Source organism: Brevundimonas sp. MF30-B, assembly GCF_004683885.1.
Taxonomy (GTDB): Bacteria; Pseudomonadota; Alphaproteobacteria; order Caulobacterales; family Caulobacteraceae; genus Brevundimonas.
This window is the reverse complement of sequence record NZ_CP038440.1, coordinates 2,174,552-2,197,601: the sequence shown is the minus strand read 5'-3', so window position 1 is coordinate 2,197,601 and position 23,050 is coordinate 2,174,552. Positions and strand designations below refer to the sequence as shown.

The 23,050-nt window shown below is 65.9% G+C and carries 18 protein-coding genes; 8 read left to right on the top strand and 10 right to left on the bottom strand.

Annotated elements, in window-relative coordinates; all coding sequences use genetic code 11:
- Nucleotides 1-39: 39 nt before the first annotated feature.
- Nucleotides 40-3,285 (bottom strand): TonB-dependent siderophore receptor, encoded by a 3,246-nt coding sequence (locus E4M01_RS11085; RefSeq protein ID WP_135064736.1) that lies wholly within the window; start codon nt 3,283-3,285, stop codon nt 40-42.
- Nucleotides 3,286-3,409: 124 nt separating this feature from the next.
- Between E4M01_RS11085 and E4M01_RS11080 the strand changes: the two genes are divergently transcribed.
- From E4M01_RS11080 to E4M01_RS11070, 3 genes are read left to right on the top strand one after another with little or no spacing between them, the layout of a single operon-like run.
- Nucleotides 3,410-3,763 (top strand): ribonuclease E inhibitor RraB, encoded by a 354-nt coding sequence (locus tag E4M01_RS11080; protein ID WP_245158283.1) that lies wholly within the window; start codon nt 3,410-3,412, stop codon nt 3,761-3,763.
- Nucleotides 3,764-3,779: 16 nt separating this feature from the next.
- Nucleotides 3,780-7,076 carry a carbamoyl-phosphate synthase large subunit gene (gene carB / locus E4M01_RS11075; RefSeq protein WP_135064739.1) on the top strand — a complete coding sequence of 1,099 codons (3,297 nt, stop codon included), beginning with the start codon at nt 3,780-3,782 and terminating at the stop codon, nt 7,074-7,076.
- A gap of 50 nt (nt 7,077-7,126) precedes the next feature.
- Nucleotides 7,127-7,324 (top strand): cysteine protease, encoded by a 198-nt coding sequence (locus E4M01_RS11070; protein ID WP_135064742.1) that lies wholly within the window; start codon nt 7,127-7,129, stop codon nt 7,322-7,324.
- 4 nt (nt 7,325-7,328) lie between these two features.
- Here the strand turns inward: E4M01_RS11070 and E4M01_RS11065 are convergent, their stop codons facing one another.
- On the bottom strand, nt 7,329-7,946 hold the full coding sequence (locus E4M01_RS11065) for a TetR/AcrR family transcriptional regulator (protein WP_135064745.1): 618 nt from the start codon (nt 7,944-7,946) through the stop codon (nt 7,329-7,331).
- A gap of 61 nt (nt 7,947-8,007) precedes the next feature.
- Nucleotides 8,008-8,655 (bottom strand): uridine kinase, encoded by a 648-nt coding sequence (udk, locus tag E4M01_RS11060; protein ID WP_135064748.1) that lies wholly within the window; start codon nt 8,653-8,655, stop codon nt 8,008-8,010.
- Nucleotides 8,656-8,801: 146 nt separating this feature from the next.
- Here udk and E4M01_RS11055 point away from each other — a divergent pair, with 146 nt between their 5' ends.
- Both E4M01_RS11055 and E4M01_RS11050 read left to right on the top strand, forming a co-directional pair.
- Nucleotides 8,802-10,433, top strand: a complete 1,632-nt coding sequence (locus tag E4M01_RS11055) for a long-chain-fatty-acid--CoA ligase (protein ID WP_135064751.1) — start codon at nt 8,802-8,804, stop codon at nt 10,431-10,433.
- A gap of 6 nt (nt 10,434-10,439) precedes the next feature.
- Nucleotides 10,440-11,144, top strand: coding sequence for a DUF1499 domain-containing protein (locus tag E4M01_RS11050; protein ID WP_135064754.1), 705 nt, complete (start codon nt 10,440-10,442; stop codon nt 11,142-11,144).
- Here E4M01_RS11050 and E4M01_RS11045 read toward each other — a convergent pair.
- Complete coding sequence (locus E4M01_RS11045; RefSeq protein ID WP_135064757.1) at nt 11,129-12,031, bottom strand: MBL fold metallo-hydrolase; 903 nt, start codon at nt 12,029-12,031, stop codon at nt 11,129-11,131. The two genes, E4M01_RS11050 and E4M01_RS11045, sit on opposite strands and share 16 nt — an antisense overlap.
- A gap of 56 nt (nt 12,032-12,087) precedes the next feature.
- Between E4M01_RS11045 and E4M01_RS14340 the strand changes: the two genes are divergently transcribed.
- On the top strand, nt 12,088-12,234 hold the full coding sequence (locus E4M01_RS14340) for a hypothetical protein (protein WP_167765406.1): 147 nt from the start codon (nt 12,088-12,090) through the stop codon (nt 12,232-12,234).
- On the opposite strand, the gene E4M01_RS11040 is transcribed toward E4M01_RS14340, so the two are convergent.
- Nucleotides 12,231-12,641: a TIGR01244 family sulfur transferase gene (locus tag E4M01_RS11040; RefSeq protein WP_167765408.1), complete on the bottom strand. Its 411-nt coding sequence runs from the start codon at nt 12,639-12,641 to the stop codon at nt 12,231-12,233. The genes E4M01_RS14340 and E4M01_RS11040 overlap by 4 nt on opposite strands.
- A 195-nt stretch (nt 12,642-12,836) precedes the next feature.
- Here E4M01_RS11040 and E4M01_RS11035 point away from each other — a divergent pair, with 195 nt between their 5' ends.
- Both E4M01_RS11035 and E4M01_RS11030 read left to right on the top strand, forming a co-directional pair.
- Entirely contained in the window at nt 12,837-15,977 is a 3,141-nt protein-coding gene (locus E4M01_RS11035; RefSeq protein WP_245158284.1) for a TonB-dependent receptor, read from the top strand.
- Between the two features lie 132 nt (nt 15,978-16,109).
- Nucleotides 16,110-16,670, top strand: a complete 561-nt coding sequence (locus E4M01_RS11030; RefSeq protein ID WP_135064763.1) for a hypothetical protein — start codon at nt 16,110-16,112, stop codon at nt 16,668-16,670.
- Nucleotides 16,671-16,673: 3 nt separating this feature from the next.
- Here E4M01_RS11030 and metH read toward each other — a convergent pair whose 3' ends face one another.
- The 5 genes from metH to E4M01_RS11005 are packed head-to-tail and all read right to left on the bottom strand — an operon-like array spanning nt 16,674 to nt 23,024.
- Entirely contained in the window at nt 16,674-19,340 is a 2,667-nt protein-coding gene (gene metH / locus E4M01_RS11025) for a methionine synthase (RefSeq protein WP_135064766.1), read from the bottom strand.
- On the bottom strand, nt 19,337-20,029 hold the full coding sequence (locus E4M01_RS11020) for a bifunctional 2-polyprenyl-6-hydroxyphenol methylase/3-demethylubiquinol 3-O-methyltransferase UbiG (protein ID WP_135064769.1): 693 nt from the start codon (nt 20,027-20,029) through the stop codon (nt 19,337-19,339). The genes metH and E4M01_RS11020 overlap by 4 nt, the downstream gene beginning before the upstream one ends.
- A complete protein-coding gene (locus E4M01_RS11015; RefSeq protein WP_135064772.1) occupies nt 20,026-21,120 on the bottom strand; it encodes a homocysteine S-methyltransferase family protein in 1,095 nt (364 codons plus the stop codon). The genes E4M01_RS11020 and E4M01_RS11015 overlap by 4 nt, the downstream gene beginning before the upstream one ends.
- Nucleotides 21,121-22,062, bottom strand: coding sequence for a methylenetetrahydrofolate reductase [NAD(P)H] (gene metF / locus E4M01_RS11010; protein WP_135064775.1), 942 nt, complete (start codon nt 22,060-22,062; stop codon nt 21,121-21,123).
- Nucleotides 22,062-23,024 carry a metalloregulator ArsR/SmtB family transcription factor gene (locus tag E4M01_RS11005; RefSeq protein ID WP_135064778.1) on the bottom strand — a complete coding sequence of 321 codons (963 nt, stop codon included), beginning with the start codon at nt 23,022-23,024 and terminating at the stop codon, nt 22,062-22,064. Before E4M01_RS11005 ends, metF begins: the two co-directional genes overlap by 1 nt.
- Nucleotides 23,025-23,050 lie beyond the last annotated feature (26 nt).

Below are 23,050 nucleotides of genomic sequence, written 5' to 3'. Positions count from 1 at the left end.
TCTTGCGAGTCGCCCTAAAGGTCTTGGTTAGCCGATCGCTTAGAACGGGTTGATCGAGCTCAGCGCGTCCAACCGCATCCGGGCGCCGACGAAGAAGTAACGGCCCAGCGCGTTTACCGGATAGGATTCCGAGCCGGGGCCGGGGCGCTGGTTCGTGAAGTTGTTGACGCCGCCAAAGACGCTCACACCATCGTTGATGTTGTACGAAACGCGGACGTCATGCGTCTCGCGAGCGTCGAGCTTGCGATACTCCGGCGCAAACAGGTTCGGGTTGGCCGCACGGTTCACGCGACCCGCACGATACACGTCGTTGAAGTAGTTGAAGCCGTAATTGACCGACAGAGCGCGCCAGTTCCAGGTCGCGTCGAACGACGCGGTGAAGCGAGGAGCGCCTTCCAAGTTCGAGTCTTCGCGCGGCGTGGCGCCGGACACTTCGACGAAGGTCAGTCTGTCCAGCAAATTGGCGACTGCCGAGAACTCGAACGTTCCGATCTCGCGTTCGATGCCGAAAGCGGCCGGGTCGAAACGATAGCGCGCGTTGAAATCCCAACCCGAGGTCTTGTAGCTCGCCAGGTTGCCGGGGATCTGGGAGAAGGAGTTGATCCGGCCGGGGTTGGTTCCGCCCGAAGCGCGTCCGATCAGATCGCAGAACGGGTTCGGGCGCTCCAGATCGTAGCAGTTGTTGACGATGGTCTGCGCTGCGTAGGACTGGATCGCGTCCGAAATCTCGATGTTGTAATAATCAACCGAGAAGGAGAGCCCCGGGATGTCGACAGGGGTGGCCACAAAGCCAACCGTGTAAGTATCCGCCGTTTCCGGCTGCAGGTCAGGGTTGCCTTGGATAAAGCCGCCGATCGATTCCGAGCTCGTGTTGTTGTACGTGGTCGGATCGATACCTAGCGCCGCCAGGTCCGTCGCGCAGTTTTGCTGACGCAGGGCAGGATTTTCACCCAGGGTCAGGTTCTGTTGAGAGCAGGGATCAGCGAAGGCGGAGAACGTCTGCTGACGACCTTGGAACAGGTTGACGACGTTCGGAGCGCGGACGGCGCGAGCGACCGTGCCGCGCACGGCCAGGGTGCTATCGAAGGCCCAGCGGGCGTTGACGTTCCAGGTGTCCGCGCCGCCGCTGGTCGAATAGTCCGAGTACCGATACGCAGCCGAAAGGTCGACGGCTTGGGCGAACGGAAGGTCGCGCAGCACAGGGATCGAGATTTCGGCGAACGCCTCGGTGACATCGAAAGAACCCTGAGTGCGAGACGCGCGGCCGACGCCGGTCAGGGGATACTCGAGAGCGTCGGCCTGCAGTTGAATGTCGGACGGACGCGAGTCGCTGCTTTCCTTGCGATACTCGGCGCCAAGCACGAACCCGATCGGGCCGGCCGGCAGTTGGAACATCCCGGTCGTGTCGCCCGAAATGAAGGCGTTGACCACGTGCTGCTCGAGTTGGGCGGTGGAGGTGTACTCACCCATCACCCAGTCGATCGCCTCTTGGCTGTTCTGGTTCTCGCCGAACAGGTTCAGCGGGAGACAGCCCGAGTTGGCGCCAGGGGTGAAGGTTGCGCCAAACGCGCGTTCAGGGAAGGCGAACTGGCCGAAGACGTCGCCGAACGGCACGGCGGTCGGGTCGATATTGGATCGGCAAACCGGCTGTCCGCCGCTGGAAATGACGTCAGTGGCCGCAAAGAAGCGGTCGTTGATCAGGACATTGCTCGCCAGCTGCTCCTGCTCGGCGCGCCCATAGACGTACGACATTTCGAAGTTGAGGTTGTCCGTCAGGCTGCCTTCCAGGCCAACCACGCCGCGGTATGTTTCGCGGGTGATGTCATACCGTTGACGGCCAAGATCGAAGTTGTCCCGCGCGAGCAGAACGCCAGCGCCAGGCAAGCCGTAGGCCTCGCCAACCGGGCCGCCTGTGGGGGTCGAGGCAAAACCGCCGGGTGTACGCGCGTCAGCCAGCACGTTTGCAGGAATGAACGGGTTATCTTCGCTGATGAACAGGCCGTAGACGTAGCTCGGCTGAGCCGTGAACTGGCTCTCGCTGTTAGTGTATTTCAGTTCGCCGAAGGCTCGCAGATTGCTCGTGAGATCGTATCGAGCATTAAGCGCGACCGTCCCGCGCTCCAAACCAGGCAAAAGGTCGTCGTTGAAGTCGTCCAGGCGGCTGCCGCTGCCGCCGATCATTGTAAATCCGCCGGCGAAGATCCCGTCCTGGAACAGCGATCCATCGCCGAGGAACGTGACGCCAGACTCGGTCGTGGAGGTGAAGAAGTTCGTATAAACGGAGCCGCCGGGCGAGGTGTCGGTGTACCGCACGTCGTTCGCAAGAATTCTGCGAGTCTGATCGTCGGGGTCGGCGATGAAGATGAAGCGGTTGCCCGGGCGCGTGTAGGAGCGATCGGTGAACTTCAGCGCCTCGTCCCTGTTGTACTCCAGCGCCAGGGTGACGTTGCCGCGGCCTTCATTGAAGTTCTGGCCCAGAACCAGAGTGCCGAAATAGTTCTCGCCGCCGCCCTCATCGGACCAGCCCGTCTGAGCGCGGAAATCGATCCCTTCGAAGTCGTCCTTCAGGATGAAGTTGACCACGCCCGACACGCCGTCGGCGCCGTACACGGCGGACGCGCCGCCCGTCAGCACTTCAGTGCGCTCGACTAGGGCGACCGGGATAGCGTTGACGTCAACCGCCGCGGTTCCGGGGTTGGACGCGACGTGACGGCGCCCATTGACCAGCACCAGCGTGCGCGTCGTGCCCAGGTTGCGCAGGTTAAGCAGGTTGAGGCCCGCCAGGCCCGGGGTGCTGGTGTCCGCGCCGTCCTGAAGGGTCAGCGAACCGCTCAGCGCCGGCACTTCGGTCAGGAAGTTGGTGAGGTTGGTCTGGCCTGAGCGATCAAAGTCCTCGCTGGTGATCGACTGAACCGGATTGGGCGCGACGTAGTCTGGCAGCCGGATGCGCGATCCGGTCACGACGATATCCGACACAGTCGTCGGTTGAGCTTCGGCCGGCGCCGCAGGCTGGGTCTGAGCCGCTGCGACCGTGGCAAACGCCACGCCTGAGATAATAGAAGTCGTAAACAGCGCGCTTTTCAGACTAATCATCGTAGATCGATTTCCCGGTGCAGATGCTTGTTTCACAAACTGTCGTTTGGCGAAGTGTCGCCTTTGGCTGAGCTTGGATCGCGCCACGTTAGGCGTCGGGTGGACGAACCGTAACCCCATCATGACAAATAGACGTCTTAAACATGTCCGCGTGTCATCGATGCCGCACCGAGATGCGGCTTTACGCCGCACTTTTCGTGCGGTCGACGCGCTGGCGCAGGGTTAGGTCAAGCCGCGCGGGTTTTGCTTGCCCCGTTCCGGCCGCCCCTCTAAACCGCGCCCTTGACCCACAATCCGGCGACGGCGGGCGCGAGCGATGATCGCGGCCGTCGCGCGCGTGCGCGAAAGGCTGACGGCGCTGTCCCACGATGTTCCTCATGACGAGCGCGACGCTATGGTGCGCGCGGCGCTGGCCGAACATGGCGACAGCGGGGTCACCCCGCGGCACACGCTTTTCTATTTCCACGGCGACGGCGATCACGACGACCTGAACGAGGTGGCGCGGCGCGCCGGCTTCGTCACGCGCGGCGCCGACGACCAGACGGTTCTGGAGACGACCATGGCGGTGGACGAGACGTCCTTCGCGCCGGTGTCTTCGATGATGCAATCCTGGGCCGCGGCCTTCCAGCTGGAGTATGACGGCTGGGAGTGCGCGGTCGTGACGAACTGACGGAAAGAGGCTTCAGATGCCCAAGCGTACGGACATCCAGTCCATCCTCATCATCGGCGCCGGCCCGATCGTCATCGGCCAGGCGTGCGAGTTCGACTATTCGGGCGTGCAGGCGTGCAAGGCGCTGAAGGCCGAGGGCTACCGGGTCATTCTGGTGAACTCGAACCCCGCCACCATCATGACGGATCCGGAGGTGGCCGACGCCACCTACATCGAGCCGATCACGCCCGAGATGGTCGAGAAGATCATCGCCAAGGAGAAGCCTGACGCCCTTTTGCCGACCATGGGCGGCCAGACGGCGCTGAACACGGCGCTGGCGCTGGAGCAGTCCGGCGCCTTGGCGCGCCACGGCGTCGAGATGATCGGCGCCAAGGCCGAAGTCATCGACAAGGCCGAGGACCGTCAGAAATTCCGCGACGCCATGGACAAGCTGGGCCTGGAAAGCCCGCGCTCGCGAGCCATCCATACGGTAGAGGAGGGCGACGATGCCTTGGCCTTCGTGGGCCTGCCGGCGATCATCCGTCCCAGCTTCACCCTGGCGGGCACCGGCGGCGGCATCGCCTACAATGTCGAGGAATTCCGCGAGATCGTGGAGCGCGGCCTGGACCTGTCGCCGACGACCGAGGTGCTGGTCGAGGAAAGCGTCCTGGGCTGGAAGGAATATGAGATGGAGGTCGTCCGCGACACGGCGGACAACTGCATCATCGTCTGCTCCATCGAGAACGTGGACCCCATGGGCGTCCACACAGGCGACTCGATCACCGTCGCCCCGGCCCTGACGCTGACGGACAAAGAATACCAGCGGATGCGCACGGGCTCGATCAACGTCCTGCGTGAAATCGGGGTCGAGACGGGCGGCTCGAACGTCCAGTGGGCGATCAATCCGGCGGACGGCCGCATGGTCGTGATCGAGATGAACCCGCGCGTGTCGCGCTCCTCGGCGCTGGCGTCCAAGGCCACGGGCTTCCCGATCGCCAAGGTCGCGGCCCGTCTGGCCGTGGGCTACACCCTGGACGAACTTCAGAACGACATCACCCAGGTGACGCCGGCCAGTTTCGAGCCGTCGATCGACTATGTCGTGACGAAGATTCCGCGCTTCGCCTTCGAGAAATATCCGGGTTCGGAGCCCCTGCTGACCACGGCGATGAAGTCGGTCGGCGAGGTCATGGCCATCGGCCGCACCTTCCAAGAATCGATGCAGAAGGCCCTGCGCGGGCTGGAAACCGGCCTCAATGGTTTCGACGAGATCGAGATCGAAGGCGTGACCGAGATGGAGGAGGAAGCCTCCATCCGCGACGCAGTGGTGCGCGCATTGGGGCGTCCGACGCCCGACCGCATCCGCGTCATCGCCCAGGCCTTCCGCCATGGGCTGACGGTCGAAGAGGTTCAGGCCGCCTGCGCCTACGAGCCCTGGTTCCTGCGCCAGATCGCCGACATCGTGCGCGCGGAAGGGCATCTGCGGGTGAAGGGGCTGCCGCGCGAAGCCGCCGAGTTCCGCCGCCTGAAGGCCAAGGGCTTCTCAGACGCCCGTCTGGGCCAGCTGACGGGCGGGACCGAGGCGGAGGTGCGCAAGGCGCGCCGCGCCTTGGACGTGCGTCCGGTGTTCAAGCGCATCGATACCTGCGCCGCCGAGTTCGCCTCGGCCACCGCCTATATGTATTCGACCTATGAGACGGGTGTGCTGGGCCAGACGCCGCACTGCGAGGCCGAGCCGTCGGATCTCCGGAAGGCCGTCATCCTGGGCGGCGGTCCGAACCGGATCGGGCAGGGGATCGAGTTCGACTACTGCTGCTGTCACGCGGCCTTCGCCTTCGCCGACATCGGCGTCGAGTCGATCATGGTCAACTGCAACCCCGAGACGGTCTCGACCGACTACGACACCTCCGACCGCCTGTATTTCGAGCCGCTGACGGCCGAGGACGTGCTGGAGCTGATCGACGTCGAGCGGTCCAGGGGCGACCTCATCGGCGTCGTCGTGCAGTTCGGCGGACAGACGCCGCTGAAGCTGGCCCACGCCCTTCAGGAAGACGGGGTGCCTATCCTGGGCACCTCGGTCGACTCCATCGACCTGGCCGAGGACCGGGAGCGCTTCCAGCAGATGCTGGGCGAGATCGGCCTTATGCAGCCGCCGAATGGCCTGGCCCGCTCGGCCGAGGAGGCCGCGCAGAAGGCCGAAGACGTCGGCTATCCCGTCGTGCTGCGCCCGTCCTATGTGCTGGGCGGCCGGGGGATGATGATCGTCCACGATCGCGAGCAGCTGGACCGCTACGTCCACGAGGCCATGCGCGTGTCAGGCGACGATCCCGTGCTGATCGACCACTATCTGAACCGCGCCACCGAGGTGGACGTCGACGCCCTGTGCGACGACGAGACGGTCTTCGTCGCCGGCGTGCTGGAGCATATCGAGGAAGCCGGCGTGCACTCGGGCGACAGCGCCTGTTCGATGCCGCCCTATTCGCTGTCGGCCGAGACGGTGGCCGAGCTGATGCGCCAGACGACGGAAATGGCAAGGGCGCTGAAGGTGCGCGGCCTGATGAACGTCCAGTTCGCGATCGAAGAGCCGCACAGCGAAAGCCCGCGCATCTTCGTGCTGGAAGTGAACCCGCGCGCCAGCCGCACCGCGCCCTTCGTGGCCAAGACCATTGGCCAGCCCATCGCCGCCATCGCCGCCAAGGTGATGGCGGGCGAAAAGCTTTCGTCCTTCGGCCTGGAGCACAAACCCTACGACCACATCGCGGTGAAGGAGGCGGTCTTCCCGTTCGCCCGCTTCGCCGGCGTGGACACCGTGCTGGGGCCGGAAATGCGCTCGACCGGCGAGGTCATGGGCCTGGACTGGAAGCGCGATGGGGAGGCCGACATGACGCCCGCCTTCGCCCGCGCCTTCGCCAAATCCCAGATCGGCGGCGGCACCGTGCTGCCGACGGAAGGCTGCGCCTTCGTGTCGGTCAAGGACGGCGACAAGCCCTTCATCCTTGAAGCCGTCCGCTCGCTGAAGGCCCAAGGATTCAGCGTCATCGCCACCTCGGGCACCCACGGCTATCTGGCCGAGCAGGGCGAAGAGGTCGGCCTGGTCAAGAAGGTGCTGGAAGGCCGTCCGCACATCGTCGACGCCATGAAGAACGGCGAGGTCCAGCTGGTCATCAATACGACCGAGGGCAAGCAGTCGCTGACCGACAGCTTCAGCCTGCGCCGGACCGCCCTGATGATGAAAATCCCCTATTACACGACGGCGGCCGGGGCCCTCGCCGCGGCACAGGGGATCGCGGCCATCCGCGCCGGCGACCTGGATGTGCGGCCGCTGCAGAGCTACTGAAACCGACGGGGGACTGGACCGTTATCGACGGGCTTACAAGGAAGTCCGTCATGTTCGTCCCCCGTATCGCCACCATCATCGGCGGCCTTTTGCTATCGCGCGGCGGCCGCCGCCTGGCCGGCCGCAACGCCGGCAAGTTGGCCCTGGCGACCCTGGCGTGGCAGGTCTGGCGCGACCGTCAGAACCGCAAGGCGGGCGGAAACGCGGCTGCGTCAAACAAGCGCTGGAGCGGCCGCCGCCGGGCCTGAGGGCTCAGCGGCCGTAGCGGGCCAGGAACGTCTCGACCGCGTCTTCAACGATCTGATCGTGGCCGCGAGCGGCTATGCGCTCGTCCCCGGTCACGATGGGCATGAAGAAGACCGGGTGTTCGACCATGCCCATCAACTGTCCGGCCGCCCATGAGGGTTTGGGAACCTCAAGTTGGCCGGCGGCGCTGAGGCGCTGCAGGGCTTGCATCAGGACTCCGCCGAAGTCGGAACGACCGCGCTCGAAGAAGTGCAGCGCCAGCTTGGGGAACCGGGCCCGCTCGGCCATCACCAGACGGAAGATGGAGCGAATGAACGGATCGCCCATGAAGCCGGCGTAGCCCGACATGAACCGGACCAACTGCTGACGCGCGTCGCCTTGAGCCTCGTCACGCACACGGCTCATACGCTCTGCGAAGTCATCGGCCGCGCGTTCGATCACGGCGGCGAACAGATGCTCCTTGGACGGGAACAGGGCGTAAAGAGTAGCCGTGGACACCCCCGCCTCGCGCGCGATGGGCTCCATGCGAGTGACGGCGTATCCATCAGCGGTGAAAGACCGGCGCGCGATGCGAAGCACCGTATCGCGGCGCGGATCATCGTCGACGTTCGAGGCGATGGTCATGTAAACTCACTGACAGCGCGTTTATGATCGCGCCGCGGGAGGACAACCGCAAGTCCGAATTTCAGCGTTCTTTAAGCGCAGTGAGCAGGGGGTGGGCCAGAACGGGCACCGCCAGACGAACGACTGCCTGCGGATCGGTCAGCCGCACAGCGGCCGTTGCGTCGGCCACCACGAAGTCGGCGAGCACCTTTGAGGGTTCGGTCAGCCGCTCATGGCCGGGTCGCACCGTGCCCAGATACTGGTCGATCACGGATTGGGCGGTGCGGCCGCGCTCGGCCTGATCGCGCAGGAGGCGGCGGATGAAGCGGATGTCGGCAGGGGTGTCGACAAAGACCTTGATGTCGAACAGGGCAGCCAGAGCAGGCGTGCACAGCAGATGCGCGCCCTCGACGACCACCACGTCGGTCGCGGCGACCGGTTCGCCGCCCGGCTCGCGCCCGTGGTGGATGAAGGAATAGACCGGAGCGACGACATCCCGCCCCGACTTGAGATCTGTCAGATCACGTATCAGCAGGTCGTGATCGCGCGCCGCCACGTCATCGAAGTCGAAGGTCGCGGCGTCGAAGTCTGGCAGGCTGGCGGCGTCCCGGTAGTAGGAGTCTTCGCGCAGCAGCACGGCCCGACCGGCGGGCAGGGCGGCGATGAGGGTCTCGGCCAGGGTGCTCTTGCCTGAGCCCGAGCCGCCGGTGATGGCGATCAGAAGCGTCATGGCGCGCCTTCTGGCACAGGGGCGGACGCGGGACCATCCGTCGCGCCGATCCTGACCTCGCGTCACGTTGCTTAACGCTGATCACTTCGTTTAGCGTGCTGAAAAGCGCCGCGATCAAGGTCGGCGCAACGCCGAGGGAATGCGCGATGCTGGGTTTGATGCAGGACTGGCCGCTGACGGTCGACAAGATCCTTGACCACGCCAAGAACTGGCACGGTCACCGCGAAGTGGTGACGCGCTCGGTCGAAGGGCCGATCGTTCGCACCAACTACGCTGAGATTCATCGCCGGGCGAAGCGCGTGTCCAGCGCGCTGTTGGCCTGGGGCATCAAGCCGGGCGACCGCGTTGCGACCCTGGCCTGGAACACAGGCAACCACATCGAGACCTGGTACGGCGTCATGGGGATCGGCGCGGTGTGCCATACCCTCAACCCGCGCCTGTTCCCCGAGCAACTGGTCTACATCATCAACCACGCCGAAGACCGCATCATCTTCGTCGACCTGACCTTCGTGCCGCTGCTGGACGCGATCCTGAAGCACTGCCCGTCGGTCGAGCGCGTCGTGGTCATGACCGACCCAGACCACATGCCGCAGACGCAGTTGCCGGTCGTCGACTGTTACGAAACGATCGTCGAGCAGGGCTCCGAGGATGTGACCTGGGGCGGGTTCGATGAGAACACGGCCTGCGGCCTCTGCTACACCTCGGGCACGACGGGCAATCCGAAGGGCGTGCTGTACTCGCACCGCTCGAACTTCATCCACACCCTGCTGGGTCTGCAGAGCACTGTGCTGGGCGCGACGCCCAAGGAAGTGATCCTGCCGGTCGTGCCGATGTTCCACGCCAACGCCTGGGGCATCGCGTTCGGCGGACCGGCGGCGGGCTCCAAGCTGGTAATGCCGGGCGCGCGCATGGACGGGGCGGCCATCTATGAGCTGCTGGAGAGTGAGAAGGTCACCTTCTCGGCGGCCGTGCCGACCGTCTGGCAAGGCCTGTTGACCCACCTGCGCGAGAACAACCTGAAGCTCTCGACGGTCAAGCGCGTGCTCATCGGCGGCTCGGCCGTGCCGGAAAGCCTGATCCGCGCCTTCAACGACGAGTTCGGCGTCGAGGTGCTGCAAGGCTGGGGCATGACCGAGACCTCGCCCATCGGCACCCTGTCCAACATGCCGCCCGAGATCGAGGCTCTGCCGTTCGAGGAGCAGCTGAAGTGGCGGGTCAAGCAGGGCACGCCGCCGCTGGGCGTCGAGCTGAAGCTCAAGAACTACGCCGGCCAGGAGATGCCGCACGACGGCAGGACTTATGGCCGCCTGATGGTGAAGGGGCCCACCGTGGCCGGCGCCTACTTCAAGGAAGAGGGCGGCGAGATCCTGGACACCGAAGGCTTCTTCGACACGGGCGACGTCTCGACGGTGGACGCCCAGGGCTTCATGCAGATCACCGACCGCGCCAAGGACGTCATCAAGTCCGGCGGCGAATGGATCAGCTCCATCGAGATCGAGAACCTCGCCATGGGCCACCCCAAGGTCGTCCTGGCGGCCGTGATCGGCGCGGCCCATCCCAAGTGGGACGAACGGCCGGTGCTGCTGGTCAAGCTCAAGGACGGCGAGAGCCAGGACAAGCAGGAGCACCTCGACTTCCTGCAGGGCAAGATCGCCAAATGGTGGATGCCGGACGACGTGGTCTTCGTCGACGACATCCCGCTGGGCGCGACCGGCAAGATCGACAAGAAGCTGCTGCGCGAACAGATGAAGGACTATCGCCTGCCGGCGGCGGGCTGATCCCGCATGGCTGATCCGGCCGCCGACAAGAGGGCCCAATTCCGGTTGAAGGCGCTGGTTCTGGTCGCGGCGCTGCCGCTGATCGTTACGGTCGTCGCCGTGTTCGGCGGACAGTTCGGGCTGTTCGATGTCGAGACGGCGCGGGGTCTTCTGGTCCTGACGGTCGTACGCGGGCTGGTCTTCGTGGCCCTGTTCGCGGCCCTAGCGGCGGTGCTGATCGCGCGCGTGGACATCCGTGATCGCGGCGTCTGGGCGCTGGCGGCCCTGGTGCTGGCGGCGGGATCGGCGCTGGTCTTCTTCACCCAGGCGGCCAAGGCAGTCCCCGGCCCGAACGACGTGACGACCGATCCGGCCGATCCGCCGTCGCTATCGCGCCAGCTGATGTCAGCGCGCACGGCGGCCGGCGCCTCGCCCTTGGGCGAAAGCGTCGCCTGCGACGGGCTTGAGGCCTTGCCTACCCAGGTCGCCCCCGAAGTGGCCGGCTGGGCGGTTCGCCAAGCCGGCTTCAACGTCATCGGCTTCGCCGCCTTCCGGGCCGAGGGCGACCGCGACGGCTATTTCTTCGGCCTGGGCCACGACGCCGTGGTGCGCATCCGGCCCGGTCGCACCGACGTGCGGGTGATCGCCCGCCATGACCAGCCGCAAGGCGACGTCGCCTGCCGCCTGGCCCGGCGCATCCTGGACGAGATGACGGATCAGACCAGCCGGTAGGTCGCCTGAAACTCGGGCGCAGGCTCGGCCAGCACGCGCCCCTTGCGCACCAGGTGGATCAGATGGGCGTGCACCGACAGCGACGCCGCCGGCCACAACCGCGGATCGACCGCCGCATAGAGGCTCGGGACCATGTCAGCGATGGTCGCGGGGCCTAGCGCCAGCCGCTCCAGCACCTGGGCCTCTCTCGCCAGTCGATGCGCCTTGTACGCCGCAAGGAAGGGCTCAGGCTCGGCGATCGGCGCTCCGTGGGTCGGCCAGATCGTCCGGAAGCCGCGCGCGATCACGGCGTCCAGGCTGGCCATATAAGCGGCCATGTCGCCGTCGGGCGGCGCGACCACAGTGGTGGACCAGCCCATGACGTGGTCACCGCTGAACAGGGCGTCCTCTTCCTCCAGCGCGAAGGCCATGTGGTTCGACGCATGGCCGGGGGTGGACAGCGCCTCCAGCGTCCAGCCGTCGCCGGCGATCCGTTCGCCGCCTCTCAGCATGATGTCGGGCTGGAAGCTGTCGTCGTCGTCCTCGTCCAGTCCGCCCGAGGCGTGCGTGTCCCTCAACGGCGGATTTGCAGCCAGGATGGGCGCGCCCACAGCCCGGGCGAAAGGACGGGCGAGGGGGGCGTGGTCGCGGTGGGTGTGGGTGACCAGCACATGGCTGACGTTCTGGCCCTCGACGGCCTTGAGAAGCGCGGCCAGATGCGTCTCGTCCAGTGGGCCGGGATCGATCACGGCAACCGCCGCGCCGGGCGCATCGCGGCCGACGATGTAGGTTCCCGTGCCGGTGAAGGTGAAGGCGCCCGGGTTGTCGGCCACCACCCGTCGGATCAGCGGCGACACCCGATCGCAGCGGCCGTATTTGAATTCAAAGTCGCGGACAAAGGGGATCATGCGGTCTGGCCTGAGCCTTGCGTTAACGCCTCGGCAATCTCCCTCCGAGGCGTTTCATGCTGCGATCGACCCTATTCGCTGTGTCAAACCGGCTCCAGCCCGTTGTTGCGGCGGTTCTGTGTCTCATGGCGGCCCAGCTGATCGTCGCCTCCTGCACGCCGGAACCTGCGCCCTACGCCAGCCGCGCCGCCATCATCCGCTAGAGCGGCACGCGAGACAGGTCGTAACCGGCTGCAGCCGCGGCGGCCCTGAGCGACGCAGCATCGACGCCCTGTCGCGCCCGCGCCATGGCCCAGGCGGCGGCGGACCGCATGCCCGAGCGACAGAACAGCAGCGCCGTCCCCTCGGACCCCGCGCCCTCCAGCGCCTGCGCCGTCGCGGCGATCGCCGCCTCGTCGGGCAGACCCCGCACCGGAGCGTGGATGAAGGTCAACCCGACATCGCGCGCGGCTGCGTCCAAGTCCTGCGCCGTAGGCTGCCCAAGCTCCTCGTCATCGGGACGATGGCTGATCACGAGCGCGACGCCTTGCTTCATCAACCTTGCAAGGTCTTCGGCCCTGATCTGCGACGAAACGAGAACGGCGTTTTCCAGCTGCGCGAGATGGATCATAGGAAAAGCCTTATTGAACAAGCCGCTATAAGATGTGTGTCGCTTGGGTGACAGGCGCCGGCTTTCCTCATTACAGGGCTGTAACAAGGCGGTGGTGAGGCATAAAGTCGCAGAGTCGGGCCGCATTGGGGCGGTCGGGCAAGGTTGCGGACGGCTCTGTCTCGCACAGGGCGGTCCGCCTCAGGAGGACCACGCTTGAAAACCCGCACCTTCCGGGAGCGCTTGCTGCGTTCCACAATGTTCGGCGGCGCCGCGCTCATGGCGCTGACCGCCGCGCCCGCCGTTGTCATGCTGACCCCCTCGATCGCCGAGGCTCAGGACTATACCGCCGGCACGCTCAGCGGCACTGTTCAAAGCACCAGCGGCGCCCCCGTAGCCGGAGCCGCAGTTTCGATTGTTTCCAACCAGCAAGGCATCGTGCGGCAAGCGACGACCGATGCCTCGGGCCGCTTCCGCGTCCCCCTGATCCCGACCGGCGGATACACGGTCACGGTCAACGCCCCTGGCTACAACAGCATTTCAGACAATGTGCAGGTCCGGCTTGGCGGCGAGTCGGGTTACGTCTTCACGGTCGCAAGCGCTGACGCCGACGCGACGACGGTCGCCGATGTCGTGGTCACTGGGGTGCGGCGTTCGCTCGACTTCACCCAGACGACGGCCGGCGCCGTCCTTGACGTTCAGGATCTGACGAACCAACTGCCGATCGCCCGCAACATCACGGCGGTGACCCTGCTGGCGCCAGGGGCGGTCGCCGGTGACTCCGCTTTCGGTGTCGCCACCGCCCAGTTCCAGACGCCGCCTTCGCTGTCGGGGGCGTCGGTCGCCGAGAACGCCTATTTCGTCAACGGATTGAACACGACCAACTTCGTCAATGGTCTGGGCGGCGCGGGCGTTCCGTTCGAGTTCTACAAGACGGTCGAGGTCAAGACTGGCGGCTATTCCGCCGAGTTCGGCCGTGCAACCGGCGGGGTGATCAACGCCGTCACCAAGTCCGGAACGAACGACTTCATCGTCGAACTGCACGGAACCTGGGCGCCCGATTCGCTGAGAAGCGACGCGCCGAACACCTATCTCGTTCAGAACTCAGTCGGCGAGTTCGAGGAAAAGACCTTCACCGCCGAAGTCGGCGGTCCGATCCTGCGCGATCGCCTGTTCGCCTATGGCATCGTGTCATGGGCGGACACCGAGTCGGCAGTGGCCACCACGTCTGGCACCTATTCGCGCGATACCTGGAGCAAGGATCCCTTCTATGGGATCAAGCTGGACGGGTACATCACGCCAGATCACCGGCTTGAAGCGACCTACTGGAACACTGAACGCACTCGGACCCGCCAGAACTATTCTTTCGATCCGACAACGAACACCATCGGGGATACGCCCCTGTCGACCGCGACCCAATTCCAGGGCGGCGATAACTGGGTCGCGCGTTACACCGGCAACTTCACCGACTGGCTGACGCTGTCGGCTGCCTATGGTGAAAGCAACCAGGACCTCGCCGCATTCAACAATCTGCGCGATGAGGCCCTCGTTCAGGATGCGCGAACCAATCCGTCCTCGCCGACCCGCGTGAGCCGCCAGTCCGCGGCGGCAACCAACTTGCCGTTCGAGACCGAGCGGAAGTTCTGGCGGGCCGACGCCGACCTATATTTCGACTTCTTCGGTCAGCATCACGTGCGTCTAGGCTACGACAAGGAGGAAACCCTCCTGACGCAGACTTCGACCCGTAATGGTGATCGAAACTACGTTTACCGCACCGCCGGCGCCACAAATACGCTGGGGCTGGCGCCGGGCACCGAATACATCGACACGCGCGTGTTTGTGGCCGGCGGCGGGTTCGCCGGCGTCAACGAGGCCCTTTACATCCAGGACTCGTGGGATGTCACCGACCGGCTCAACGTTCAACTCGGACTGAGGCAGGACAAGTTCGAGGTTCAGGACCCCAACGGCACGCCGTTCGTCAGTTTCGACAACGAGATCGGGCCGCGCCTCGGCTTCTCCTACGACCTGACCGGCGATGCACGCAGCAAGCTTTTCGGGTCGTATGGCCGCTACTTCCTGCCGATCGCGTCCAACACGGCCTTCCGCATCGCCTCGCCCGCGATCGACTTCAACGAGTACTTCCGAGGCAACGGCCCTGGCGGCACCATCGGGGCGCTGGATCCTGTCACGGGGTTGCCGACGGCGGGTCTCGGTCCTCAGATCACGAATGCGACCGGCGCATCTTCGCTTCAGCCCTGTCCTCCGGGCCTTGGCGCGATTTCGACATCCGGAGCGGCTTGTTCGATCCGAGACGACGGCACGTCCACTCCGCCTGAGTTCATCTCTGCTCAGAACCTGAAGTCCACCTACGAAGACGAGTTCCGTCTCGGCTATCAGCTTCGGGTCAATGACGAATGGACCGTCGGCATCGGCGGCACCTATCGCAAGCTCGGTCGGGTCGTCGAAGACGCCCTGCTGGATCAGGCCGTGGTGGCCTATTGCCAACGCGAAGGCATCCCGTTGGTCATCGGCGATCCCGATGATCCGAGCGACGGCGCTGGCTGCGCGGAAATCTACAACGGCCAGCACTATTATCTGATCATCAACCCCGGCAGCGACGTCGTGGCGACCCTGCCCGACATCTTCGAAGGCGAGACCACCAACCGTACGGTCACGCTCAGCGCCCAGGATTTGCGGCTGCCCAAGGCGCGCCGCGAATACAGCGCCATCGAGTTCACGTTCGAACGGGCGTTTGACGGCGTGTGGGGCCTTCAAGGGTCCTATGTGATCTCGAAGTCGGAAGGCAACTATGAAGGGGCGGTCAAATCCGACCTGGGACAGACCGACGCCGGCATCGTCACCGACTTCGACTTCCTGGTCTTCCTGCCCGGTCAGCAAGGGCTTCTGCCCAACCACCGGGGCCATCAGTTCAAGCTGTTCGGTTCCTGGCAGGCGACACAGAACCTGTTGATCGGGGCGAACTTCTCGCTGACATCGCCGCGCCCCTACGGTTGCCTGGGCAATGCGCCGGCGGGCTATCTGGACGCCGACGTGGCCAACAACGGCTACGGCGCCATCTCACGCTTCTGCGGCGGCGTCGTGGTGGATCGCGGCACGGCGTTCGAGACAGACTGGGTCGATCGCCTCGACCTGTCCTTCCGCTACTCCGTGCCGACACGCTTTACGCAGAACCTCGTGTTCCGCGCCGACGTGTTCAACGTGTTCAATCGTAGAAACGTGACGGAGGCCAACGAGTTCGGCGAAGTCGACGGTGGCGGGATCGATCCCGAGTACCGCTCGCCCATCGCCTATCAGGCTCCGCGAAGCGTGCGGATCGGCTTCGACCTGGCGTTTTAAGCCAAGTTGATTTCAAACCTAGGCGGCGGGTTTCGGCCCGCCGCCTTTTTTCTGTGTCATGGAAAAACCATTCGACCCCGTCAGGCGTTGCTGACGATCGGGCCGTCGGGGCCGCTGAATTCGGACACATCAATGATCGCCTATGCCGCCGCCGTGTTGCTCAGCCTTGTGTCGGGCCAAGCGCAGCCCTCTCAGGACGGCCCCATCGCGACGGCCAATCGAGCGGAGTCGGGGGAATCGGAACGCACGCGCGAGGCCTTGGCCTATGCGCGAGATCTGCCGCCGGGTGCGCCTCGAGAGGACTACCCCTTGGTGGCCTGGTGCGAGGCTCTGGTGTCGGGCCACGTCGCGGCGGGCGAAAGCCTGAGCAATCCCGACGAATTGGACCGAGAGATCATGCGCCTGGGCCGTCTGGAAGCAGCCGATTTCCGCGCCGCTCTTACGGCCGCAGAGACGCGCGCCACGCCCGCGCAGAAAACCGCCGCTGCCGCCGCCGCTGCGGAAGCGAGGGCGAAATGGGCGCCGGTCCTGGCGAACGAAGACGAGGCTGCTCGCAGCCAGGTATTCGGCCTCTTCTATGGTTTGCCTGGACGCTGCGAACACGCGGCACGACGCGTGCGCGGCAATGTCACCACGCCGCCGGCCACGCTGAGCGACGTGGGCCTGGACGAGACCGGCGCGCCTTCCACCTAGGCGTCAGGCCGCTGTTTCGCGCGGCGCCACCTGAGGGTCGTAGTTCAGGATGGGGGCCAGCCAGCGTTCGGCGGTGGCGAGGTCCCAGCCCTTGCGAGCGGCGTAGTCCTGGACCTGGTCGCGGTCGATCTTGCCGACGCCGAAATAGTGGCTGCCCGGATGGCCGAAATAGAGGCCCGAGACCGAGGCCGGGGGCGTCATGGCGAAGCTTTCGGTCAGGGCCATGCCGGCGTTGTCGCCGGCGTTCAGCAGGCGGAACAGCGTCGCCTTTTCGGTGTGATCGGGCTGCGCCGGATAGCCTGGGGCAGGGCGGATGCCCTGGTATTTCTCGGCGATCAGGTCGTCGACGGTGGTCGCCTCGTCGGACGCATATCCCCATAGTTGGGTGCGCACTTCCTTGTGCAGCCGTTCGGCGAAGGCCTCAGCCAGGCGGTCGGCCAAGGCGGTGGCCATGATGGCGGAATAGTCGTCGCCGGCGTCCTTGAACCGCTTGGCGACCTCCAGCTCACCGTGGCCGGCCGTGACGGCGAAGGCGCCGATGTAGTCCTGATCGTCTTCGGCCACGAAGTCCGACAGGGCCAGATTGGGCTTGCCGTTCGACTTCTTGATCTGCTGGCGAAGGGTGTGGAGGCGGGCGATCTCTTCGGCGCGGCTCTCGTCGGCGAAGACGGCGATGTCGTCGCCGACGGCCCGGGCGGGCCAGAAGCCGACGACGCCTTTGGCGGTGAACCACTTGTCGGCGACAATCTGCTTCAGCATGGCCTGAGCGTCCTTAAACAGGTCGCGCGCGGCCTCGCCGACGATCTCGTCGTCCAGGATCAGCGGATAGCGGCCGATCAGCTCCCAGCTGGCGAAGAAGGGGGTCCAGTCGATGTGGTCGGCCAGGTCCTGCAAGTCCCAGGCGCCGAAGGCGCGAACGCCGATGAAGGCCGGCTTGCCGGGCCGAGGCTGGACCGGATCGAGGCGGAAGCGGTTGTCGCGGGCCTGGGGCAGGGACGCCCGCGCCTTGACCTCCTGGCCCCGGGCGTACTGCTCGCGGATGCGGATGTATTCGTCGCGCGTTGCGGCCTCGTTGCGGGCTTTCTCCGTCGGCGACAGCAGGCCCGAGACGACGCTGACGGCGCGGCTGGCGTCCACGACGTAGGTGGTGGAGCCGCGGGCGTAGGCCGGTTCGATCTTGACCGCCGTATGGGTGCGGCTGGTGGTGGCGCCCCCAATCAGCAGCGGAATGTCGAAGCCGCGCCGCTCCATCTCGGCGCCGACGAAGACCATCTCGTCGAGTGACGGGGTGATCAGGCCGGACAGGCCAATGATGTCGACCTTGTGCTCGACGGCGGCGTCCAGGATGCGGTCGGCCGGGACCATGACGCCCAGGTCGATGACCTCATAGTTGTTACACTGCAGCACGACGCCGACGATATTCTTGCCGATGTCGTGGACGTCGCCCTTGACCGTGGCCATCAGGATGCGCCCGGCCTGTTCGCGCGGCTTGCCGGCCTTCTCGGCCTCCATGAAGGGTTCCAGCCAGGCCACGGCCTGCTTCATCACGCGGGCGGACTTCACCACCTGCGGCAGGAACATCTTGCCCGAGCCGAACAGGTCGCCGACCACGTTCATCCCGTCCATCAGCGGGCCTTCGATGACGTGCAGGGGGCGCTCGGACGCCAGGCGGGCCTCTTCGGTGTCGGCCTCGATGAATTCGGTGATGCCGTTGACTAGGGCGTGCTCGATCCGCTTGCCGACCGGCTGTTCGCGCCATTTCAGGTCCGCGACCTTGGCCGCGCCCTTCTCGCCCTTGTAGTTGGGCGCCATGTCCACCAGCCGCTCGGTGTTGGACACATTGGTCCGCTGCGGCCGGTTCAGGATCACGTCCTCGACGGCTTCCCTCAGCACCGGGTCGATGTCGTCATAGACGGGCAGGTCGCCGGCGTTGACGATGCCCATGTCCATGCCGGCGTTGATGGCGTGGTACAGGAAGACGCTGTGGATCGCCCGGCGTACCGGCTCGTTGCCGCGGAAGCTGAAGCTGACGTTCGACACGCCGCCCGAGACGCGGGCGTAGGGCAGGGTGGCCTTGATCTCGCGCGTCGCCTCGATGAAGTCGACGGCGTAGTTGTCGTGCTCCTCGATCCCCGTCGCCACGGCGAAGATGTTGGGGTCGAAGATGATGTCCTCGGGCGGGAAACCGACCTCGTCCACCAGAATGCGATAGGCGCGGGTGCAGATCTCGATCTTGCGGGCGGCGGTGTCGGCCTGGCCCACCTCGTCGAAGGCCATGACCACGACGGCGGCGCCGTAGCGCAGGCATTTGACCGCCTGTTCGCGAAACTCGGCCTCGCCCGCCTTCATCGAGATCGAGTTGACGATCGGCTTGCCCTGAACGCACTTCAGGCCCGCCTCGATCACCTCCCATTTGGAGCTGTCGATCATCACCGGCACACGGGCGATGTCGGGCTCGGCCGCGATCAGGTTGAGGAAGGTCCGCATGGCGACAACGCCGTCCAGCAGACCCTCGTCCATGTTGACGTCGATGATCTGAGCGCCCGCCTCGACCTGCTGGCGGGCGACGTCCAGAGCCGCCGAATAGTCGCCCTCGACCACCAGCTTCCTGAACTTGGCCGAGCCGGTGACGTTGGTGCGTTCGCCGACGTTGATGAAGACAGGTCTCACGCGTACGCCACCCAACCATGCCAGTTCATGGCATGATGAAAGTGCTCGATGTCGGCAAAGCCGGCTTGGGTCAGCAGCGCCTCGTCGCGTTCGGCCGGAACCATGCCCGGGTTGCCGCGATGGCTGGCGCGGGCGTTCCTCAACGTCTCTGGATCGACGCCGTTGGCCGCGGCGAAGGCGACGTATCGGTCCATATTGCGGTCGAACTGGGGATTGTCCGCCCGGTCGCACCGATCGACCAGAACGAAGGGCGCGCCCGGCTTCAGGCGGCGGCGAATGGCCTTCAGCGTCGCCAGCTTGGCGCCGTCGTCCGGCAGGATGCCAAGCACCAAGATCATCGTCGCGCCATCGAACGGACCGTCCGGCGCAGCCTCGACGCCGCCCTCGATCAGCTCGACGCGAGCCATCGTCTCTTCGCCCAGGATGTGGCGGGCGAGGTCGAGCATCTTTCCGGCCGGATCGACGCCGGTGAAGCGCCAACCGGGGCCGGCCTTGGCCAGGGACTGGGTGTCCAGTCCGCCGCCTGCGCCGACGACCAGCACATGGCCGTCGTCGGGCACGCGCTCGCCCAGCAGGATGCCCGCCATCTGCAGCACCCCGGGCTGGCCGGGCATAAAGGCGCGCGGGCCCTTCTCGATGTATTTGGCGACGAAATCCGGGTCGGCGAAGTTGAACGCGGGTTTGCTCATGCCACCAACTCAAAGGGCTCCAGGCCGGACAGACGCATGGCCACCGGCCGCTCTGGAATGGCTCGGGGCTTCAGCGGGCCGACCTCTTCCGCCACGTGCCTGATGTGGTCCGGCGTCGTGCCGCAGCAGCCGCCGACGATGTTGACCAGGCCAGAGGCGGCCCATTCCTCGATGAAGTGGGCGGTCTCGTGGGGCTGTTCGTCATACTGTCCCATGGCGTTGGGGAGGCCGGCGTTGGGATAGGCCGCCACCAGGGTGTCGGCGACGCGGCTCAGTTCGGCGATGAAGGGGCGCATCAGATCGGCGCCCAGCGCGCAGTTGAAGCCCACGGCGAACGGCTTGGCGTGACGCACGCTGTTCCAGAACGCCTCAGCCGTCTGGCCCGACAGAGTCCGGCCCGACCGGTCGGTGATTGTGCCCGAGATCCAGATGGGCAGGGGCTCCAGCCCCTCGTCTTCCAGGTCCTTGATGGCCTTGATGCAGGCCTTGCAGTTCAGCGTATCGGTGATGGTTTCGATCAGATACAGGTCGACGCCGCCCTCGTTCAGCGCCTTCACCTGATGGCGATAGGCCTCATAGACCTGATCGAAGGTCACCAGGCGCGCGCCGGGGTCGTTCACGTCCGATGACATGGACAGCATCTTGTTCAGCGGACCGATCGAGCCGGCGGCGAAGCGCGGCTTGTGCGGCTCCTTCGCCGTCCAGCGGTCGGCCGAGGCGCGGGCGAGCCTGGCCCCTTCCAGATTGATGTCCCACACGGCCTGGGCGTCCAGGCGATAGTCGTCCTGGGCGATTGTGGTGGCCGAGAAGGTGTTGGTTTCGCTGATGTCGGCGCCGGCCTCGAAATACTGGTCGTGCAGGTCGCCGATGATGTCGGGCCGAGTGATGCAGAGGATGTCGTTGTTCCCCTTCATCTGCTCCTTTTCGTCATAGCCGTTGGCCGCCGTGAAGCGTTCGCCGCGGAAGTCGGCCTCTTCCAGGCCGCGCCGCTGGATCATCACGCCCCAGCTGCCGTCCAGCACCAGAATGCGCGCCTTAGCCGCCGCGTGCAGGGCGGCGATCCGCTCGGGGCGGGTGAGGGGAGACGTCATCTAGGCGACCACCTTGGTTTCGCGCACGCCCAGCACCCGGCAGATGGCGTAGACCAGATCCGCCCGGTTCAGGGTGTAGAAGTGGAAGTCAGAAAATCCCTCTTCCTGCAGCCGCGCACAGGTCTCGGCGGCGACAGAGGCGGCCAGCAGCTTGCGGGTCTCGGGGTCATCGTCCAGCCCATCGAAATGGGCCTTGAGCCAGTCGGGTATGCTGGCCCCGCACGCGCCGCACATTCGCGTCAGGCCGGCGAAGTTCGACACCGGCATCACGCCGGGGATCAGCGGGATGGTCACACCCGCCGCCCGCACGCGGTCGCGGAACCGCAGGAAGGCGTCGATGTCGAAGAAGAACTGGCTGACCGCCCGGGTCGCCCCGGCGTCCACCTTGGCCTTCAGCACATCGATGTCGTGATCGATGGACGGGCTCTCGGGATGCTGTTCGGGATAGACGCCGACAGTGACGTCGAACCCGCCCGCGCGGCTGATGGCCCGGGTCAGTTCGGTGGCGTTGGCGTAGCCGTCGGCGCGGGGCTGATAGACGCCGCCGATCCCCGCTCCACCGGGTGGATCGCCGCGCAAGGCGACGATGTGATCGACGCCGATGGCCTTATAGCCTGCGATCACCTCATCCACCTCGTCGCGGCTGGCCTCCACGCAGGTGAGGTGGGCGGCGGGGCGCAGGGCGGTCTCGGCGATGATCCGCTGCACCGTGCGGTGCGTGCGTTCGCGCGTCGACCCGCCGGCGCCATAGGTGACCGAGACAAAGGCCGGGTTCAGCGGCTCCAGCCGCCGGATCGCCTTCCACAGATTGGCCTCGGCCTCGTCGGTCTTGGGCGGGAAGAACTCGAAGGAGACACGCACGGCGTCATGGTTCGAGCCTGCGCGCGCCACCGGGCCGAGCGGCGACAACAGCAGGGCGCGGGCCTCTGCCAGGGAGGTCATCAGGCGCTCCTGCGTTCGGCGACGGCCGGACGTTCGCCCGTCCAGACGGTGACGGTCAGCCCCTCCTTGTCCGGCGGCAGGGCGATCGGCGCCGACGACGTGAGGCCTGCGTTGGCCAGCCAGCCGGCGATCTCGGCGTCGGCGAAGCCCAGCCGGCGATGCTGGTGCGCCTCTCGCATGTGCTCGAAATCATGCGGGGCGAAATCCACGATCAGCAGCCGCCCGCCCGGCGACACCAGCCGCGCCGCCTCGGCGACGGCGGAAGCTGGGTCGGCCAGGTAATGCAGCACCTGGTGCACCACGACCAGATCGGCGCTTTGGGCCGGCAGGCGGGTGGCGAAGATGTCGCCGTGGCGCAGCTCGACCTTGTCCAGCCCGGCCTTGGAGACATTGGCCCTGGCGATGTTGAGCATGTTCTGGCTGAGGTCGAGGCCGACGGCCATCTTCGCCTTCTTGCCGAACAGGGTCAGCATCCGGCCTGAACCCGTCCCCAGGTCCACGACCCGTTCGAACGGTCCGGGCCCGGCGGCGCGTTCCAGCGCGGCCTCGACCGCGCTTTCGCTGACATAGAGGGAGCGCAGGCGGTCCCACTGAGGCGCGACCTGTTCGAAATAGGCGGTGGCGGCCTGCTCGCGGTCCTTGCGGACCAGTTCGAGCCTGCGATGGTCGGCCTCGCCCGCGGCGTCGTCCAGCAGATCCAGCACGGTGTCGATCAGGCCGCGCAGCAAGGCGTCGTGCGAGAGGCGGTAGTAGACCCGCGCGCCGTCGGGGAAGCGCTCGATCAGGCCGGCGTCCGCCATCAGCTTCAGGTGACGCGACACGCGCGGCTGGCTCTGCTCCAGCACGCTGGACAGCTCCATGACCGAAAGCTCCTCGGCGGCGAGGAGCGACAGGACGCGAAGGCGGGTCGGCTCGCCGGCCGCACGCAGGGCTTCGACGGTCTGTTCGGCGCTCAAGGTCATGCGGTCATATAAGGATATCCTTATAT

What these genes read in the sequence shown, in the direction of transcription:
- E4M01_RS11015 (WP_135064772.1), bottom strand. Translation starts at nt 21,120, where the DNA reads ATGACGTCTCCCCTCACCCGCCCCGAGCGGATCGCCGCCCTGCACGCG.
- carB (WP_135064739.1), top strand. Translation starts at nt 3,780, where the DNA reads ATGCCCAAGCGTACGGACATCCAGTCCATCCTCATCATCGGCGCCGGC.
- E4M01_RS11055 (WP_135064751.1), top strand. Translation starts at nt 8,802, where the DNA reads ATGCTGGGTTTGATGCAGGACTGGCCGCTGACGGTCGACAAGATCCTT.
- E4M01_RS11050 (WP_135064754.1), top strand. Translation starts at nt 10,440, where the DNA reads ATGGCTGATCCGGCCGCCGACAAGAGGGCCCAATTCCGGTTGAAGGCG.
- E4M01_RS11030 (WP_135064763.1), top strand. Translation starts at nt 16,110, where the DNA reads ATGATCGCCTATGCCGCCGCCGTGTTGCTCAGCCTTGTGTCGGGCCAA.
- E4M01_RS14340 (WP_167765406.1), top strand. Translation starts at nt 12,088, where the DNA reads ATGCTGCGATCGACCCTATTCGCTGTGTCAAACCGGCTCCAGCCCGTT.
- E4M01_RS11005 (WP_135064778.1), bottom strand. Translation starts at nt 23,024, where the DNA reads ATGACCTTGAGCGCCGAACAGACCGTCGAAGCCCTGCGTGCGGCCGGC.
- E4M01_RS11070 (WP_135064742.1), top strand. Translation starts at nt 7,127, where the DNA reads ATGTTCGTCCCCCGTATCGCCACCATCATCGGCGGCCTTTTGCTATCG.
- E4M01_RS11045 (WP_135064757.1), bottom strand. Translation starts at nt 12,031, where the DNA reads ATGATCCCCTTTGTCCGCGACTTTGAATTCAAATACGGCCGCTGCGAT.
- udk (WP_135064748.1), bottom strand. Translation starts at nt 8,655, where the DNA reads ATGACGCTTCTGATCGCCATCACCGGCGGCTCGGGCTCAGGCAAGAGC.
- E4M01_RS11040 (WP_167765408.1), bottom strand. Translation starts at nt 12,641, where the DNA reads ATGATCCATCTCGCGCAGCTGGAAAACGCCGTTCTCGTTTCGTCGCAG.
- E4M01_RS11080 (WP_245158283.1), top strand. Translation starts at nt 3,410, where the DNA reads ATGATCGCGGCCGTCGCGCGCGTGCGCGAAAGGCTGACGGCGCTGTCC.
- metF (WP_135064775.1), bottom strand. Translation starts at nt 22,062, where the DNA reads ATGACCTCCCTGGCAGAGGCCCGCGCCCTGCTGTTGTCGCCGCTCGGC.
- E4M01_RS11065 (WP_135064745.1), bottom strand. Translation starts at nt 7,946, where the DNA reads ATGACCATCGCCTCGAACGTCGACGATGATCCGCGCCGCGATACGGTG.
- E4M01_RS11020 (WP_135064769.1), bottom strand. Translation starts at nt 20,029, where the DNA reads ATGAGCAAACCCGCGTTCAACTTCGCCGACCCGGATTTCGTCGCCAAA.